Annotated in this window: 12 protein-coding genes and 1 pseudogene; 5 read left to right on the forward strand and 8 right to left on the reverse strand. The window is 67.4% G+C overall.

What is annotated here, in order from left to right:
- Window positions 1-7: 7 nt before the first annotated feature.
- The 4 genes from C3B71_RS11455 to C3B71_RS11470 are packed head-to-tail and all read right to left on the reverse strand — an operon-like array spanning window position 8 to window position 4,482.
- Complete coding sequence (locus C3B71_RS11455) at window positions 8-889, reverse strand: amidohydrolase family protein (protein ID WP_108968168.1); 882 nt, start codon at window positions 887-889, stop codon at window positions 8-10.
- Window positions 882-2,015, reverse strand: a complete 1,134-nt coding sequence (locus C3B71_RS11460) for an ABC transporter permease (RefSeq protein WP_073328654.1) — start codon at window positions 2,013-2,015, stop codon at window positions 882-884. Before C3B71_RS11460 ends, C3B71_RS11455 begins: the two co-directional genes overlap by 8 nt.
- Window positions 1,999-3,507 (reverse strand): sugar ABC transporter ATP-binding protein, encoded by a 1,509-nt coding sequence (locus C3B71_RS11465; RefSeq protein WP_108968170.1) that lies wholly within the window; start codon window positions 3,505-3,507, stop codon window positions 1,999-2,001. The genes C3B71_RS11460 and C3B71_RS11465 overlap by 17 nt, the downstream gene beginning before the upstream one ends.
- Before the next feature lie 24 nt (window positions 3,508-3,531).
- Entirely contained in the window at window positions 3,532-4,482 is a 951-nt protein-coding gene (locus C3B71_RS11470; protein WP_073328647.1) for a substrate-binding domain-containing protein, read from the reverse strand.
- 405 nt (window positions 4,483-4,887) lie between these two features.
- Here C3B71_RS11470 and pepN point away from each other — a divergent pair, with 405 nt between their 5' ends.
- A complete protein-coding gene (pepN, locus tag C3B71_RS11475) occupies window positions 4,888-7,479 on the forward strand; it encodes an aminopeptidase N (RefSeq protein WP_108968174.1) in 2,592 nt (863 codons plus the stop codon).
- 128 nt (window positions 7,480-7,607) lie between these two features.
- Here the strand turns inward: pepN and C3B71_RS11480 are convergent.
- Window positions 7,608-8,219, reverse strand: a pseudogene (locus C3B71_RS11480) (PTS transporter subunit EIIC); the annotation flags it as partial.
- A gap of 205 nt (window positions 8,220-8,424) precedes the next feature.
- On the opposite strand from C3B71_RS11480, the gene C3B71_RS11485 reads away from it, so the two are divergent.
- Window positions 8,425-8,973 carry a PTS sugar transporter subunit IIA gene (locus C3B71_RS11485; RefSeq protein WP_083565552.1) on the forward strand — a complete coding sequence of 183 codons (549 nt, stop codon included), beginning with the start codon at window positions 8,425-8,427 and terminating at the stop codon, window positions 8,971-8,973.
- A 17-nt stretch (window positions 8,974-8,990) separates the two neighbouring features.
- On the opposite strand, the gene malQ is transcribed toward C3B71_RS11485, so the two are convergent.
- On the reverse strand, window positions 8,991-11,147 hold the full coding sequence (malQ, locus tag C3B71_RS11490) for a 4-alpha-glucanotransferase (RefSeq protein WP_108968176.1): 2,157 nt from the start codon (window positions 11,145-11,147) through the stop codon (window positions 8,991-8,993).
- A 312-nt stretch (window positions 11,148-11,459) separates the two neighbouring features.
- Window positions 11,460-11,690, reverse strand: coding sequence for a glucose PTS transporter subunit EIIB (locus C3B71_RS11495; RefSeq protein ID WP_073328637.1), 231 nt, complete (start codon window positions 11,688-11,690; stop codon window positions 11,460-11,462).
- Between the two features lie 186 nt (window positions 11,691-11,876).
- On the opposite strand from C3B71_RS11495, the gene ptsP reads away from it, so the two are divergent.
- From ptsP to C3B71_RS11510, 3 genes are all read left to right on the forward strand, one after another.
- Complete coding sequence (ptsP, locus tag C3B71_RS11500; protein WP_073329280.1) at window positions 11,877-13,574, forward strand: phosphoenolpyruvate--protein phosphotransferase; 1,698 nt, start codon at window positions 11,877-11,879, stop codon at window positions 13,572-13,574.
- Complete coding sequence (locus C3B71_RS11505; protein WP_108968179.1) at window positions 13,571-14,581, forward strand: acyl-CoA thioesterase; 1,011 nt, start codon at window positions 13,571-13,573, stop codon at window positions 14,579-14,581. The genes ptsP and C3B71_RS11505 overlap by 4 nt, the downstream gene beginning before the upstream one ends.
- Before the next feature lie 406 nt (window positions 14,582-14,987).
- Window positions 14,988-16,313, forward strand: coding sequence for an Ig-like domain-containing protein (locus C3B71_RS11510; protein ID WP_108968181.1), 1,326 nt, complete (start codon window positions 14,988-14,990; stop codon window positions 16,311-16,313).
- Window positions 16,314-16,734: 421 nt separating this feature from the next.
- Here the strand turns inward: C3B71_RS11510 and ettA are convergent, their stop codons facing one another.
- Window positions 16,735-18,417 (reverse strand): energy-dependent translational throttle protein EttA, encoded by a 1,683-nt coding sequence (ettA, locus tag C3B71_RS11515; RefSeq protein WP_108968183.1) that lies wholly within the window; start codon window positions 18,415-18,417, stop codon window positions 16,735-16,737.
- Between the last annotated feature and the right edge of the window lie 50 nt (window positions 18,418-18,467).

Below are 18,467 nucleotides of genomic sequence, written 5' to 3' on the forward strand. Positions count from 1 at the left end.
CTCTCACCTATATGCGGTAGAAATCGGTCGCCGTGCCGGCGAACAACCGGCCTCGCTCTTCTCGGGTGAAGTCCGCCACCGTCGCATCAAAAGCCGCGTACAGAGTCGACATGTCGGAGTAGAGCGAGTCGACGGGGAAATTGCTGGCGAACATGGAACGCTCCACTCCGAATGCATCGATCGCGGTCAGAATCGGCTCCCTTATGGACGTCTTCGTCCAGTGGTGGTCGGTAGTTCCTAGGCCGGAGAGCTTGACCAACACGTTTTCGCGCCGAGCCAGATCACGCAGTCCACCGCCCCACCACCTCAAGTAGTCCGCGTCCCGACGGATCGGCATGCCGAGGTGGTCAAGGACTATCCGTGTGGAGGGGAAGGCGTCCGCCAGTCGTGCGGCATCGGACAGCTGCCCGGGGAATACCTGCAAGTCGAACGACATGCCCAACGGTTCGAGCTGTGCGAAGTTCTCCCGCCACACCGGCTCGTCCATGATGCCGTCGCGGGTACGGTGGGTGTAGTAGGGGTCAGGATCCCAGTTGAGGATGTCGCGTACCCCTCGGATAGTCGACAAGCTCGCATACCGTTCCAGAAGCGCCGGGGCAGCGGGATCCAACAGGTCGGCCTTGGCCACCTGCACGCTCCGACTGCCCGACAGCACATCGTTGATCCACTCCGCTTCACGCAGCGGCGAAGCGGCGCCGTTCTCTATCACCACGGAGGCGACCACCGGGATTCCGGCGCAGTCCGCTTGATAGTCCTCGATGAGGTAGTCACGGCGCAGCGGCGTATCATCGCCGTGATATCGCGGCATCGGCGGTCCACTCAACCAGGGATAGCCGTCGGCCAATCGACACAGGTGGTGGTGCGCATCCACCACGGGCACGTCAATCATGACCGGCTCCGGACGTCGTCGCCGTTTGACTGCCGTGCATCTCCGACTCCTGGGGTTCACTCGGCACCGGGCTGGACCGCTTGGGTCGCTTGGTGCCGCGTCTCATAGCCGGCCAGTTCTTTCCGACCTGGTCGAAGGTGACCGCGATTACGACTACCAGTCCGGTTACGATCTGTTCGTAGAAGCTCGGCACGCTCAGCAGCACTAGGCCGTTCGTCAGCGCCCCGAGAATCAGGGCACCGATGATCGTTCCACCGATCGAGCCCTCGCCACCCATGAGGTTTGCACCGCCGATCACTGAGGAGGCGATCGCCGTCATCTGGTAGGGGGCACCGGCCTCGGACTGCGCCGCCGAGATGCGGGCGACAACTACCATTCCCCCCAGTCCAGACAGTGTGCCGGCCAGGACGTAAACCCAGATCTTGACCCGCGCTACATTGACTCCGGAGAGCCAGGCAGTCTCCTCGCTGCCGCCCGTGGCAATGACATTCTGGCCGAACACGGTGCGCCGCAACAGGAACCAGCAAAGGATCGCACAAATGGCAACAGCCGCGACCGAGGTCGGTATTCCCATCACCCGAGAGTTCAAGATCATGACGAACGGCTTGGGAATGTTGTACACGGGAAGACCGTCGGTAACGACGTACGCCAAACCCTGAAATATCGACATGGTCCCCAATGTAGCGATGAACGGAGGCAGTCGAACGAGGGCGACCAATACGCCATTCACCAAGCCGCACAGAGCCCCAACAACGAGCCCTACCACGAAACCCAGATATGGGTTTAACCCCTGGTTAACCATCAGGGCCGCACTGACCATGCCCGACAGGCTCGCGATCGATCCGACCGACAGGTCGATGCCGCCGGTAATGATCACGAACGTCATGCCGAGCCCGATAAGGCCGTTGACACACGCTGAGATCGCGACATCGCGTAGATTGTCGAGCCCGAGGAACCTGGGATTCAGTATGCCGAATCCCAGATAGATCACCAGAGCGGCGATCGCGATGGTGAAGGTCTGCGCGTTGATGCGGGAGCGCCACGCCGTGGCTCTACTTCTTATGTTATTCATGTCCGTTCTCGTTCCATCGTCCATCCGGTCGGTCACGTCAGGCGGCAGCGTCATCGACGCCCACCGCAGCCGCGACGAGGTTCTGCTCATTGATGTTCTCTCCCGAGAACTCCGCGACCGCATGCCCCTCCTTCATGACGAGGGCGCGGTCACTCAGGGCGATGATCTCGGGCATATCGGAGGAGACAATGACCACTGCGCAACCCTGAAGCGTCAGCTCGTCAATGAGTGTGTAGATCTCGGCACGTCCTCCGACGTCGACGCCTTTTGTGGGCTCGTCGAACAGGAAGACGCGGGCGTTCGTGGTCAGCCACTTCCCGAGCACGATCTTCTGCTGGTTGCCGCCGGAGAAGTCCCGCGCCTTGGCCCGCACATTCTTAGGTCTCAGGCCAACGGACGCGGACAGCTGTTCCGCTACCTTCGTCTGCTTACGCGGAGAGACCACTCCCATGCGGGAGCCCATAATCGGTCCGTTGGGAAGTGCAAAGTTCTCGTAAGCGGCCGTCAACAGGACCAGGCCCTGGTTCTTCCTATCCTCCGGGATGAACGCGATTCCCGCCCGTTTCGCATCCTGTGGATTACGAATGCGCAGAGGCTGCCCGGCGATCGCCACGTTAGCCTCCGTGCGGGGATCAGCACGGATGATGGCCCGCAGTAGCTCGGTACGACCGGAGCCGACGAGTCCGGAGATGCCCAGTACTTCTCCACCGCGCACGGTGAAGGACACCGGGCCGACCCCCCTCGGATGGGTGGCGGCGTCGACGGATAGCAGGATCGGGTTGCCGCGTAGGTCCCGCTTGGGGCGCTGGTAGTCGAGCAGCTCGCGCCCGACCATGGCTCGCACGATGTCACGTGAGGTCGTGTCCGAGATCTTCTCGTCGAAGCTCGCCCGCCCATCACGGAGTACCACCACACGATCGGAGATCTTCATGACCTCGTTCATCTTGTGAGAGACGAACAGGATGCCGATCTGCTTTTCGTGGGCAAGCTGTCTAACCCTATCAATGACGGCGGCGGCATTCTGTTCCACCATGGCGGTGGTGGGCTCGTCCAGAGCGACAATCTTGGCCCCGAAGGCGAAGGCCCGCGCGATCGTGAGTGCGTGACGTTCGGCCGGGCTCAATGTCCGCATCAGGCGGTTCCGGTCGAAGTCGAACCCCATACGCCGCACGTCTTCCATCGCTCCCGATACGGCGCCCGCCGCGGCTACGCGGGCGGCACGCCCGAGCCCGATGAGTATGTTCTGCTCCACGGTAAGCTGAGGGACGATGGCAGGTTCCTGGTGCGCGATGACGATGCCGTCATGCCGCGCAGACTCGGGCGTGTACTCGCTGCGGACCCGTCCTTCAATGGCGAGTTGTCCACTGTCTGGCCGTAGCGAACCACCGAGGATACGTAGGAAGGTGCTTTTACCGGCGCCATTCTCGCCAGCCAGAGTGAGGACCTCCCCGTGATGCAGCTCGAAGGATACGTCAGCGAGTGCGAGCACTCCCGGGAACTGTTTTCGGATTCCCTCAACCTTTAGGAGCGGTTCAGAAGCACGCATGATCTCTGCTCCGGATACGGTGGCTCACGGCATACCGGTCAGGTAGTCGTTCACGTTCGATTTGTCCACAACGAACGCCGGAACGTCGACGAACGCCGGCACCTTGTTGCCGGCAAGCAGCCACAGCGCCACCTTGACACCACTCGTTCCCTCGGTGGTGGGACGCTCGGAGACGGTCGCCGTGTATCCGTTGTCATTCGCGATCTCGGTCTTCGCCTGCGGGATGCCGTCGGTGCCTACGAGGATGACTTCACCCTGCTTACCCTTCTCCTGGATCGCTGACATGGCGCCCAGTGCCATGGTGTCGTTTTGACAGTAGATAGCCGTCAGATCCTCGTTGGCCGTCAACATGCCTGCCGCGGTGTCCTTGGCAAGAGCGGTATCCCACTTGGCCGTGGTCGATGCGACGAGTTCGATGTTCGGGTAGTCCGTCTTGAGCGTCTCCCGGAAGCCAGTTCCTCGATTCTGGGCATTCGAGGATCCCGGATCGCCCTCGATCATCGCGACCTTCCCGCCATCCGGCAGCTTCTCCGCGATGTACTGCGCAGCGGTGGCGCCGATGGTCGTCGCATCGGGCCCGACGTAAACCGTACCCGCGACGCTGCTGGCTGCATCGTTGAGGATGATGACGGGGATTCCCTGGGAGATAGCGCTCTCGAATACCGAGTCCAGAGCTGTAGCGGAGATCGGTGACGCCAAGATTGCCGAGCACCCTGACTTCATCGCCGACTGGGCCTTGTCCAGCTGCTCAGTGATCGATGCTTCGTCGTTGACTGCATAGGTCTGGTACTCGACGCCGTACTCCTGCGCCGTCTGTTCGAAGCCATCGCGTTCGTAACTCCAGTACTCGTTGGACAGCGTCCTGGTGATGTAGCACAGGCGGATGTCTGAGCTGCCCGTCGGTTCGCCGAGTTCACCCTCGATGTCCTCGATAGGCGTCTTGCCCTCCGCGTCCACCAGCGAGACGACATCCACACCAGCTCCACCACCGGAGGCTCCGGATCCGCCCTCGTCACCGGGGGTGCAGGCCGCGAGCAGGCCCATCGACACGGCCGCCGCACACAGAGCGGCTAGCGGTTTGGATCGAAGATTGTTCATGTCACCACAACTTCCTCATTGAAGGCGCTCCGCTCCGATGCGGTCTGCGCGGGTACGTAAATGATCGCATCGATCATCTAGTTCGCGCAAGACGCAATTTTCGATCTTTCTTGCCCGCCAGATTCGATCACACCGATCGCTCTGGTCGGCTTGAGCGCGGCTCAGGCCCACGACGCCTGCCACGATTTCTGGCCCCCGGCGCGCGGTGGGACAATCGCCCGGGGCGTCGCGGCCCACACCGCGGTTCCCAGAGCATCTGCCACTACGACTGAAGGAGCTTTTGTGCCCGGTCAGAACCTCACCCGCGAGGAGGCGGCGGCACGCGCCGCCGTCGTCTCCACCGACAGCTACGACGTCGTCCTGGATCTGTCCGGCGCCGCGGATCCCGCCAACGCCACCTTCCGCTCCACCACGACGGTCCGCTTCACCGCCACCCCGGGGGCCTCCACCTTCATCGACCTGATCGCCCCGGCCGTCCACGCAGTGACGCTCAACGGCACCGCCCTGGACCCGGAGCGGGTGTTCGCGGACTCCCGCATCGCGCTGGCGGACCTGCGCGCGGACAATGAGCTGACCGTGGTTGCCGACTGCGCCTACATGCACACCGGCGAGGGCCTGCACCGCTTCACCGACCCGGCCGACGGCGAGACCTACCTGTACACGCAGTTCGAGGTGCCCGACGCCCGTCGCATGTACACCGTGTTCGAGCAGCCCGACCTGAAGGCCACCTTCCGCTTCACCGTCACCGTGCCCGAGGGCTGGACGGTGTTGTCCAACTCCCCCACCCCCGCGCCCACGCCGGCCGCCGCAGGCACGCACACCTTCGCCTTTGAGCCCTGCGAGCGCATCAGCTCCTACATCACGGCGATCGTGGCCGGCCCCTATGTCGGGGCCACCGACGTCTACACGGCCGCCGATGGCCGCACCGTCCCCCTGGGCGTGTACTGCCGCAAGAGCCTGGCGGAGTTTATGGACGCCGAGGAGATCCTGTCGATCACCAAGAACGGCTTCGCCTACTACGAAGAGCTGTTCGGCACCCCGTACGCCTTCACCAAGTACGACCAGGCCTTCGTGCCCGAGTTCAACGCCGGGGCCATGGAGAACGCCGGCATCGTCACCCACCGCGACGACTACATCTTCCGTTCCCGGCCGGTGCAGGCACGCGTCGAGCGCCGCGCCGAGACCATCCTCCACGAGCTGGCACACATGTGGTTCGGGGACCTGGTCACCATGAAGTGGTGGGACGACCTGTGGCTGAACGAGTCCTTCGCCGAGTACTGCTCCACGCTCGCCGTTGCCGAGACCACCCGCTGGACGGACGCCTGGACCACCTTCCAGGTGCTTGAGAAGAACTGGGCCTACAACCAGGACCAGCTCTCCTCCACCCACCCGATCGCCGCGGACATCAACGACCTGCACGATGTGGAGGTCAACTTCGACGGCATCACCTACGCCAAGGGCGCCTCCGTGCTGTCCGCGCTGGTGGCCTATGTGGGACGCGAGTCCTTCTTCGCCGGCATCAAGAACTACCTGGCGGCCCACGCCTACGCCAACGCCACCCTGGCCGACCTGCTCGGTGAGCTGGAGCGGGTCTCCGGCCGCGACCTGTCCGCCTGGACCCGCGTGTGGCTGCAGGAGGCGGGTGTGACCACGCTGCGCCTGGAGCTGGACACGAACGCCGACGGCGTGATCACCTCCGCGGGGATCGTGCAGGAGATCCCGGCGGCCTCCCCGGCGTCGCTGCGCCCCCACCGGGTGGTGCTGGGCGCCTATGCGCTCGGCGCCCAGGCCCCGGCCACCCTTGAGCGCACCGGCCGCATTGAGCTCGATGTCGCCGGCGCGCGCACCGAGGTGCCCGAGCTGGTCGGCACCGTCCGCCCCGACGTCCTGCTGCTGAACGACGACGATCTCACCTACGCCAAGGTGCGTCTGGACGCCGCCTCGCTCGCCACCGGGCTGGCGCACGTGGACGCCTTCACCGCCTCACTGCCGCGTTCGGTGCTGGTGGCCAGCGCCTGGGACATGGTGCGCGACGGCGAGCTGCCGGCCGCGGACTTCCTGGCTGCTGCACTGCGCGCGCTGCGCACCGAGACGCACTCGAGCGTGGTGCAGGGGCTGCTGGCGCGGGTGGCGACCTGCCTGTCGGCCTATCTGCCCCCGGCCACGCGTCGGGATGCGGCCGTATCGACTACCGACACGCTGCTGGACCTGGCGCGCGCGGCCGAGGCTGGCAGCGACACCCAGCTGCAGCTGGTGCGCGCCGTCGCCGCCCACGCCGTCACCACCCCCCAGCTCGACGTCGTCGCCGCCTGGCTGGACGGATCCGCCACCCTGCCGGGCCTGGTTGTGGATCAGGACCTGCGCTGGGAGCTGCTGGTGGGGCTGGTCGCCGCCGGCCGGTGTGGCGAGGCGGAGATCGCCGCGGAGGAGGCGCGCGACCGCACCACCACGGGCCGCGAGCGCGCCGCCCAAGCACGCGCCGCCGTCCCCACCGCGGAGGCAAAGGCCGCCGCCTGGCGCGAGCTGGTGGACAACGCCGGCCTGCCCAATGAAACGCAGGTGAAGATGCTCGCCGGCTTCAACATGGTGGAGCGCAACCCCGAGCTGCTGGCCCCCTACGTCTCCGAGTACGTCAAGGAGGCCGACGGCATCTGGAACTCGCGCACCTTCCACATGGCCGAGAACCTGCTGGAGCGCCTGTGGTCGTCCGCCACCGTGGGACTGCCCGACGTCGCCCCGGCCGCGGCGCTGGAGAGCTGGCTGGCCGCCCACGCGGATGCGCCCGCGGCCTTCCGCCGCATCGTCAGCGAGAACCTGGACGACACGCGCCGCGTGATGAGCGTGCAGGCCTGCGCCCGCCCCGCCGAGGGCTGATACTCACCGGCCCAATTGCGCGTGCCGCCGAGGGCGTGGAATCCGGAGACTCGGGTTCCACGCCCTCGGCCCCTCTGCGGCTCTGGGGAGCGGATTTCCCGGAACATGTGGGCTGCGACGCGCACCGGTCAATGGGCCGCGGACTTACCGGAGCTCTTCGCCGCGGCGTCCTGGGCGGCCGCAAAGGCGTCGGCGTCGTCCGCCTCGCGGCCGGGGGTCTTGAATACCGGTGAGCACGGCGTGGACCGCGTACAGCGGGAAGGCGACATAGGCGAAGGCGTACTCCAGCGGCTTGGTGATGCCGGTGACAAAGGCGGTCAGGGCCACGGAGATCATCAGCGCACCGGTGGCCTTGCGCTTGGCGGGCAGGGCGCTGCGCCAAATCGCCAGGGCCGCGGCAACTCCTCCCTCCGTGCCGGCCGTCATCAGCCAGCCGCCCAGTTGCTCGTTGATGAGCCAGTTGAAGGCGGGATACAGGGCCCCATGACCAGGGCGACGCCGATCGCCGCCACCGAGGTGATGATCGGGACGAAGCGGCGACCGCCGAAGAAGGCAAGCCTGTCGGGCAATTTGATGCGGTAGTACCGCTGCCACAGCCTCGCCGCCACGATGCCGATGACAATGCCGCCGAACACGCCCTGGAGCACCAGGTAGCCGAACAGGCCCGCAATGGCGGTGGAGCCGTCCGACTTCCTCGCGAAGCCGATGGCCACGCCGACCGCGAAAATCAGGGCCAGATTGAGGCTCGTCCTTGAACGCGTTCGAACCGGCGCTTCCAGTGCAAGCCCTGCGCCGCTGATTGTCAAGGACGGGGCGGGTGACCCTGCCGCTACCATGGCCGGGAGCGCCGGTCACTTCCGGCCGACTGGGTGATGGCGCCATATGCATGCCGTCGACCGACCCGCACCGTCACGGCAGACATGCGGCGAACCAAGGAGGACACACATGTTTCAGGCATCGAGCGGCGTTGGCATCCCGACCGGATCGGACGGCGATGCGGCAGGCACCTTCGCCGCCGGCGCCGAGGACGCGGAGAGCGCCGTCGTCCGCTCGCCCCTGGCCGGGCGCGTGATCGCCGTCGGCGATGTTCCCGACCCGGTCTTCGCCACCGGCATGCTCGGCCCAGGAGCGGCGATCGACCCCGACCGCGCGGGCGGAGGCGAGGTCAGCGCGGTCGCCCCCGTCGCCGGGACGGTCGCCAAGATTCACCCCCACGCCTTCATCGTGACCGGCACTGCGGGACGCAGTGTCCTGGTGCACCTGGGGCTGGACACGGTTCAGCTCGAAGGCGCCGGCTTCACGCTGCACGTCGCCGAGGGCGACGCCGTCGCCGTCGGCGACCCCGTGGTCACCTGGTGCCCGGCCGCCGTCGAGGCCGGTGGCCGCAACCCGATCGTGCCGGTCATCGCCCTCCAGGCCGAGGGCGCGCAGGTCACCACCGGTGCCGCGGGCGGACACGTGGAGGCCGGCGCGCCCCTGTTCACCTGGATCTGACCGGCAGCCACCCGCCCTCAGCGATTGAACTCGTCGCGCACGGCCCCCAGCAGGCTGGCCAGGCGCACGTTTTCCGGCAGGTCCTCCATCAGCACCACTTCACCCGACCCGTCCGCCAGCGGCATCTTCCAGTTCGGGTACTCCTTGTCGGTGCCGGGCTGGTTCTGGGCGCGGCGCTCGCCGACACCGTCTACCAGTGACACGCCGACCAGCGCCGAGGGGGTGCGCACCACATAGCGGTACAGCGCCTCCACGGTCTCACGCTCGGAGGGATTGTCCGCCAGCAGGTTGTGCTCGCGCAGGCGCGTCAGCATGCGCTCGCGCTCGATGCGGGCCTCGGTGCGCACCTGCTCGACGGGCTCGGTGAGCAGCCCGAGCCGCTCGCGCAGCGCCACGTGCTCGTCGGCCAGATAGCCGGCGGTGGGCGGCAGGTCGTGAGTGTTCACGGTGGACAGGGCCAGGTGCCGATAGGCGCCCGGCTCCAGCGGCCAGTCGTCCTCGTCCTTCTCGAACCAGAGCACGGAGGTACCCAGCACGCCGCGGCTGGCCAGGTACTCGCGGACCCACGGCTCCACGGTGCCCAGGTCCTCGCCAATGATGACGGCGCCGGCACGGTGCGCCTCCAACAGGACGACGCCGATCATCGCCTCGTGGTCATAGCGCACGTAGGCGCCCTGATCGGCGCGCAGGCCGTCGGGAATCCACCACAGGCGGAACAGGCCGATCACGTGGTCGATGCGCAGTGCCCCCGCGTGCCGCAGCACCGTGCCGACCATCTCCCGCAGCGGGGCATAGGCCGTCTCCGCCAACCGGTTGGGGTCCCACGGCGGCTGGGACCAGTTCTGGCCCAGCTGGTTGTACATGTCCGGCGGGGCGCCAACCCCGACGCCGGAGGCGAAGGCGTCCGGCTCGGCCCACACGTCCGCACCCTGCGGGTGCACGCCGACAGCAAGGTCGTCCATCAGCCCCAGGCTCATACCGGAGGCCTTGGCCTGGGCCTGGGCCCGCCCCAGCTGCTCATCGACGATCCACTGCAACCAGGCGTAGAAGTCGATGCGGTCCGCCAGCGTGCGGGCCTCGTTCGCAACGAAGGCGCTGGAGGCGTCCTTGAGGTTGTCGGGCCAGTCCGCGAAGCTGCCGTACTTCTCCATCAGCGCGCACCACAGGGCGAAGCGCTCCAGCCCCACGCCCTGGGCGTCGCGGAAGCGCTCGAAGTCGCGCTGACGGGAGCGGGAGCGGCCGGCGGCGAAGATGACCTCCAGGGCCTCACGCTTGGCCTTCCAGGCGGTGTCACGGTCGATGGCGTCGGCGCTGAGGTTGGCCTCGGCCACCTCCTCATGCGCCCACTGCACCAGGGAGCGGCGCGGCCCGGACAGGCGCGAGACCTCCAGGATGTTCTCGGGACGGATGTAGATGGGGTTGACGAAGCGGCGGGTGACCGGCAGATAGGGCGAGGGCGTCATCTCGCCGACGGGCTCGGCGGCGTGCATCGGGTTGATGAGCAGGAAGTCGGCGCCCTCGTCACCCAGGAAGCCGACCAGCTCGGTGAGATCATCGGCGTCGCCGATGCCCCAGGAGCCGTGGGAGCGTATGGAGTACAGCTGGGCCATGACGCCCCAGCCGCGGCCTCCCAAGGAGGAGGGCAGGTCGAGGTGGTCGGGGGTGACGGCCAGCGCGGCGCTCGCCGAGGAGCTGCCGCCGTCCGGACCGGCGTCGACGTCGGCGATGATCGTGTGCCAGCCCAGCGGCAGATCGTCGGGGATGACGAAGGAGGCCTGGCCGGTGAGCACGCCGTCGACCTCGCGGGGGGCGGTCCAGTCGTCGGCCTGCAGCAGCTGCAGGGTGTCGCCCTCCTCCAGCTTGATGTGCACCCGGACGTGAGCGCCGTCGGGCAGGTGTACGGGGATGGTCGACTGCGTGCCGACCCGCACCACCACGGTGGGGGGAAGGGTGCGCCGCCAGGGGGCGATGTCGACCTCACGCAGGGACTCCTCGACCTCCTGCGGGTCACTCGCCTTGACGCCCAGGGCGCCCAGGACGGCGACCAGCGTGGTGCGGGAAGGCGCGGCGAGGTTGCCGTGGTAGTCCCAGTACTCGGTGGAGACCCCGTGGGCCTCGGCAAGCTGCTTCAGGCGCTCGTCGGGGATGTCGGATGCGGCGTTGGAGTCGGTCATGGCGGTTGCCTCGTGCTCGGTCGCGCGTGCGCGCGAGGGCGTCCCCGGTTGCATGGGGCGCGGGAAGGTGATTTCAAGGGATGATCCGCCGGCTGCACCGATGCGACCGCGCGGTCGGCACGGCAGACGAGAACATCTCTTGCAGCAAGCGTTTCACACGATCCGTGCCAACGCCAGTCGCCCACGCCGACGACGGCGGGCCGGGCTCCTTCTCATCCCCACCCACCGCTGACGCTGGGCGGGTCTCGGCGGCCCAATGCGGCGGCCGAGCGGGTCGGCCGCCGGGAAGGAAGCGGCGGCCGACCGGCCGAATCAGTCGAGTTCGGCGATCTCCTGTGCGAGGGTGTCCGCGGTCGGGCCGACAACCACCTGCACCACGCGGCCGGAGCGGACCACGCCGAAGGCGCCGGTGGCGCGCAGGGCCTCCTCGTCGACCTTGTCCTGGTCGACTACCTCCACCCGCAGACGGGTGATGCAGGGCTCCAAGTCGGAAATGTTCTCGCGCCCACCCAGGCCGGCGACGATCTCAGCTGCAGTACTCATGCGTGCTCCTCGGGGTTCCTCGTGCTCGCCGTCACTTTATCGCAGTTCGGGGCGCTCAGGGGACGGGTCCGCGGGCCGCTTATCTGTCAATCGTCATTCATCCGATGGCAAAATCGTTCCCCAAGCGCCCAAGTCGGTGCACAATGAGCCGTGACACTCATCTCCATCGCCGTTGAGGAGAACCGCATGGCCCCGTCCGCCGCAAACCCCAACTCTCTAGCCGGTATTGGCGTGAGCCCCGGGCTCATCGCCGGCCCCGTCGCCCGCATGGCCCCCGGCATTTCCGAACCCGAGATCGCCACGTTGGATCCGAGCCGTGACACCGAGAAGGAGTGCGACCGCGTTGCCGCGGCCGCACAGACCGTGAAGAAGGGCCTCGAGCTGTCCGCCGCCGAGGCCAAGGGCGACGGCCGCACCCTGCTGGAGACCACCGCACAGATGGCCGCCGACCCGACCCTGACTTCCTCGGCGCAAGCCATGATCCGCGAGCGCCGCCTGGTGCCCGAGCGGGCCGTGTGGGAAGCGGCGGGGACGCTCGCCTCCATGTTGGAGTCGCTCGGCGGCTACATGGCCGAGCGCACGCGCGACGTGCAGGACGTGCGCGACCGCATCGTCGCAGTGCTGACCGACTCCCCCATGCCCGGCATTCCCCGCCTGCCCGAGCCCTTCGTGCTCGTAGCCGAGGACCTCGCCCCCGCCGACACGGCCCTGCTGGACCCGGAGAAGGTCGTCGCCTTCGTGACCTCCGAGGGCGGCCCGACCTCCCACACCGCGATCCTCGCCCGCGCCCTGGGCATCCCCGCTATCGTCGGCACCGGCTCCGCCGTCACCGACCAGCTGTCCGACGGCGACATCGTCCTGGTGGACGGTACCAAGGGCACCATCGTCGTCGACCCCAGCGAGGATCAGCTGCGGCGCGCCCGCGAGCTGGCCAGCCGCGTGCGCGTATTCAACGGGGACGGCGCCACCAAGGACGGCCACGAGGTGCAGCTGCTCGCCAACGTGGGCGACGGCGCCGCCGCCCGCTCGGCCGCAGAGGCCAACGCCATGGGCGTGGGCCTGTTCCGCACCGAGTTCTGCTTCCTGGACCAGCCCGAGGAGCCCAGCGTCGACGACCAGGTCGAGGCTTACAAGGCGGTCCTGGCGGCCTTCCCCGGCAAGAAGGTGGTGGTGCGCACGCTGGACGCCGGCGCCGACAAGCCACTGCCCTTCCTCACCGACGCCACCGAGGCCAACCCGGCCCTGGGCGTGCGCGCCTACCGCACCACCCGCCGCGACCCGGAGGTTCTTGACCATCAGCTGGAGGCCCTGGCCAAGGCCGAGGCCGAGACCAACGCCAAGGTATGGGTGATGGCCCCCATGATCTCCACGGCGGAGGAGGCCAAGGCCTTCACCGAGAAGGCCCGCTCCTACGGCCTGCAGACGGCCGGCATGATGATCGAGGTGCCGTCGGCGGCGATCATGGCGGACAAGATGTTCGAGTACGCCGACTTCGCCTCCATCGGCACCAACGATCTGACCCAGTACGTGATGGCCGCCGACCGGCTGCTGTCCTCACTGGCGGACCTCTCCACCGCCTGGCAGCCGGCCGTGCTGCGCCTGATCAAGGAGGCCTGCGACGGCGCCGCCCCGCACGGGCGCCCGGTGGGCGTGTGCGGTGAGGCCGCCGCCGACCCGGCACTGGCGACGGTGCTGGTGGGCCTGGGCGTGGCCAGCCTGTCCATGACCGCCCGCGCCCTGCCCGACGTCGACGCCGTGCTGAAGTCGGTGGACCTGGCCGAGTGCCAGCGGCTTGCCGGTATCGCGACCAGCTCGGCGACCGCCGAGGAGGCCCGGCAGGCGGTGCGCGCCGAACTGCCCATCCTGGAGGAGCTCGGTCTTTGACGCATCCGTATCCCGTTCCCCCCGCCACCACCGAACCGCTCGGGTCCGTCACACGGATCCTCGCTCTTGAGGAGGTGGTCGGCGCGGGGGACGGGACGGAGGCGTTCACGGGTTCCTCGCTTCCCCAGATCTCCGGACGCATCTACGGCGGACAGGTAGTTGCCCAGGGCCTGTTGGCGGCCGCCGCCACGATGGTTGACGACGGCGACGGCCCCCGGCAGCCGCACTCCGTGCATGCCTTCTTCATGCGCGGCGGCAAGCCGGGCGAGCCGCTGCGCTTCGAGGTGGAGCGGATGCATGATGGCCGCTCGTTCTCCCAGCGCCGCACCACCACGACCCAGGACGGGGCGCCGATCCTGACGATGGTCTCCTCCTTCCAGGAGCGGCAGGAGGGCACCGAGGTGCAGCTAGAGGCGCCCGACGTGCCGCCGCCGGAGGAGTTGACCAGTGCGCTGGAGATCTTCCGCTCCATCGATCACCCGGTGGCCAAGTTCCTGGGACGCACCACCGCCTTCGACATCCGCCACGTGGAGGGCAACATCTACCTGCGCCCCGGCAAGCAGACGGAGGGCCGCCAGCACCTGTGGGTGCGCTCGCGCGGGGCGCTTCCACCGGACACCACCCAGACGGTGCATCGGGCACTGCTGACCTACATGTGCGACCAGGTCATGCTGGAGCCCGCGCTGCGCAGTCAGGGGTTGTCCTGGCGCAGCGAGGGCATGAGCCTGGCCACCCTGGACCACGCCCAGTGGTTCCACCGCGACGTCGACGCGGGGGATTGGCTGCTGTTCGTGCAGGACTCCCCCACTTCCCAGGGCGGGCGCTCCATGGCCCGGGCGGAGGTGTTCGACTCCGCCGGGCGCCTGGTCTCCACGATCGCGCAGGAGGGCATGATCCGCACTCCGACGGCTACTTCGCACGGGAGCGGCGACTGGGCGATTCGGGTGGCCGAGGGCGACGACGGCGGGCCGATTCCGGAGGCCGCGGATCCGCAGCCCTCGGCCTGACACCGTCTCGACGCAACACCGGTCCGGGCCGGCTCAGTCTCGGCCTGGCACCGGTCCGGGCCGACGCCGGCCGGGGCCGACACCATCTTCGCCCGACACCGTCTCGGACTGCCAGCCGACGTCGCAGCAAGGGGCGTGCGCACGAACGACATCACACGAGATTGCTTGCAACACCGTTGCTAGCGACTTGGTGATAAACGCAACAGCTTATTACATGCGATGCCGCACAAACGCGCTTAGAGACGCACAGTTAAGGGTATGCTGCCGAATTGAGACCTAGCGCCGCGAACCTACGCGCTCCTGTCTGACACGTCGGTTGTCACCACGAGAAGGCGGGAGCGCGCAGTCGTCGCGACGGTCCTGGATACAAAACACTCTCCCGATAACGGCATGAGAAAGGAGTCCCATGCGCTCCCGCACCGCCTCTCACCTTCTGGCGGTACTTGCTCTCGGGGCATTGGCCCTGGTGATGATCGTCCCCGCTACTTTCATCAGCTCGGCAAGCGCCGCCGAAGACACGTGCACCACCACCACCGAGACCCCCGACGTCTCGCTTCTCAAAAACGATCAACCGGTGTCCGCCGAAAACACGGCGGTCGCCTGGGAAATGCTGAAGCTACAGTTCGACCTCACGCTCAATAACGGCCACTGCGCCGGTCAGACCTATGAGATCGGCACTCCCGCCGAGCTGCGGTTCGATTCCGGAACCACCTGGAACCTCAACACCGAGAGCGGCGAAACCGCCGCCACCATGACCTACCGGGCCGATGAGGACGGCACGAATGGCCGCCTGGTCATCACACTGACCGACTACGTCGAGTCTCACCAGGACGTGTCCCTGTCCGGCTGGGTCGACACCCGGCTGACCAGCGCGATCACTCCTTCCAGCACCGAGACCCTCACGTTCAACATCAATGGCGAGGTCACCACCGTCGAGGTGCCCGTCGGCGTGTGCGAGGGCAACTGCACCGAGATGCCCAGTTATCTCGCCAAGTTCGGCTCCGCCCCTGCACCTGACGCTGATGGCGTCAGTGCGGGCAGCGTGACCATCCAGACACCCACTGTCACCCCGGAGATGGCCGCCGGAGCCGACTCCGTGACGCTGAATTGGAGTGATGAGCTCACCTCACCCGACCAGACCTTCACCTGCAGCGCCACCGCCCACTCGTACACGGGACGCAACGAGTGGGGGGACCCCACCGGCGGCACCGCCGCGCAGGTGAACGTCACCAGCTGCACCGACAAGACCATCAGTGGAACGGTCGTAATTCCCGCGGGACAGTTCGCCCGAATCACCCTGCCCATGAACTTCCGCGGCGCCGGCCCGTGGACGGACACCGCCTCGCTGGTCTTCGGCAGCAACACCTTGGAGCGTGAGACCGAAGTGATCCTCCGCAACGGCGGCGGCTCCGCCAGCGGCAATGTGCCGGTCGTCCCGACTCCGAGCGAGTCTCCTGCTCCCTCCGCGACCCCGAGCGAGTCGCCCACGCCGACCGAGTCCGCCACTCCTTCCGAGTCGCCCTCCGCGACCCCGAGCGAGTCGGAGAGCCCGGCTGCAACCGCCTCGGCGACCCCCAGCACAAGCCGCGTGGTCGTCACCACCTCCTCTACGCCGTCGCCGCACCGCTCACTGGCCCGCACCGGCGCCAACAGCCTGGTGCTCGTACTCGGCGCAGGCTCACTGCTGATCGCCGGCGCGGTCGCACTCCAGCGCGCCCGTGCTCGCGAGTGACGCCGATCGTCCGCCTGCCCAGCTGAGCTTCGGCCCGGCAGCGAAACGGGTGGGGCCCCGGATCTCAACGATCCGGGGCCCCACCCGTTTTATCGGGTTGTCTACGCCAACGCGTGCGGGGAGACGGAGACGGGCTCAGGCCGCCTTCCCCTTCCCGCGTTATTCCCTCGCGAGTGTCTACTACGAGCTTTTGCACCCTGGTGTGCGGCAAAACGCTGCACACCAGGGTGCAAAACGTCGTAACAGGGCACAAAGTGTCGCATCGGCTCAGTCGCGCGTGTTCGCCCCGCAACCAACGCGACTCCATCGCCTCGCAAGCTCGAGCAAGCTCGGCTTGACTCGGCTCAGTCGCGCGTGTTCGCCCCGCAACCAACGCGACTCCATCGCCTCGCAAGCTCGAGCAAGCTCGGCTTGACTCGGCTCAGTCGCGCGTGAGCTTCCTGTAGGTGACGCGGTGGGGGCGGGCGGCCTCGGCGCCCAGGCGCTGGACCTTGTTCTCCTCATAGGAGGCGAAGTTCCCCTCGAACCAGTACCAGGAGGCCGGGTTCTCCTCGGTGCCCTCCCAGGCCAGGATGTGGGTGGCCACACGGTCCAGGAACCAGCGGTCGTGGGTGATGACCACCGAGCAGCCCGCGAAGTTCAGCAGCGCGTTCTCCAGTGAGGACAGCGTCTCGACGTCGAGGTCGTTGGTCGGCTCGTCCAGCAGGATCAGGTTGCCGCCCTGCTTCAGCGTGAGCGCCAGGTTCAGACGGTTGCGCTCACCACCGGACAGTACCCCGGCCGGCTTCTGCTGGTCGGCGCCCTTGAAGCCGAAGGAGGCCACGTAGGCGCGCGAGGGCATCTCCACCTGGCCGACCTGGATGTAGTCCAGCCCGTCGGAGACGACCTCCCACAGGGTCTTCTTCGGGTCGATTCCGGCGCGGTTCTGGTCCACGTAGGACAGCTTGACCGTCTTGCCGATCTTGAGCTCCCCGCCGTCGAGCGGCTCCAGGCCCACAATCGTCTTGAACAGGGTGGTCTTGCCGACCCCGTTCGGGCCCACGATGCCGACAATGCCGTTGCGCGGCAGCGTGAAGGACAGGTTGTCGATCAGCGTACGACCATCGAAACCCTTCTTGAGGTTGGTGGCCTCCAGAACCTGGTTACCCAGGCGCGGGCCCGGCGGAATCTGAATCTCCTCGAAGTCGAGCTTGCGGGTGCGCTCGGCCTCCGCGGCCATCTCCTCATAGCGGGCCAGACGCGCCTTGGACTTGGCCTGGCGACCGCGCGCGGAGGAGCGCACCCACTCCAGCTCGTCCTTCAGACGCTTGGCGAGCTTGGCGTCCTTCTTGCCCTGGATTTCCAGGCGCTTCTCCTTGGTCTCCAGGTAGGTGGAGTAGTTGCCCTCGTAGGGGTAGAGGTGCCCGCGGTCGACCTCGGCGATCCACTCGGCCACGTGGTCCAGGAAGTACCGGTCGTGGGTGACGGCGATGACGGCGCCCTTGTAGGTCTTCAGGTGCTGCTCGAGCCAGAGCACGGACTCGGCGTCGAGGTGGTTCGTGGGCTCGTCCAGCAGCAGCAGGTCGGGCGCCTCCAGCAGCAGCTTGCACAGGGCGACGCGGCGGCGCTCACCACCGGACAGGTTCTTCACCTCGGCGTCCGGCGGCGGGCAGCGCAGGGCGTCCATCGCCTGCTCCAGCTGCGAGTCGAGGTCCCAGGCATTGGCGGCGTCGAGCTCGTCCTGCAGGGTCCCCATCTCGGCCATGAGCGCGTCGAAGTCGGCGTCGGGGTCGGCCATGGCGGCGGAGATCTCGTTGAACCGGTCGAGCTTGCCCTTGAGCTCGGCCACGCCCTCCTCCACGTTGCCGAGCACGGTCTTGTCCTCGTTCAGCGGCGGCTCCTGCAGCAGGATGCCGACGCTGTAGCCCGGCGACAACCGGGCCTCGCCGTTGGAGGGCTGGTCGATGCCGGCCATGATCTTCAGGATCGAGGACTTGCCGGCACCGTTGGGGCCAACCATGCCGATCTTGGCTCCCGGGAGGAAAGCCATGGTGACATCATCCAGGATGACCTTGTCACCGTGCGCCTTGCGCGCCTTGATCATCTGGTAGATGAATTCAGCCACAGGTCTGATACGCCTTTCAAAAGGGGTTTCTCGGATTCGCTCGTGCCCCG

It is taken from the genome of Actinomyces sp. Z16 (assembly GCF_003111765.1).
In the GTDB taxonomy this organism is placed as follows: Bacteria; Actinomycetota; Actinomycetes; order Actinomycetales; family Actinomycetaceae; genus Actinomyces; species Actinomyces glycerinitolerans.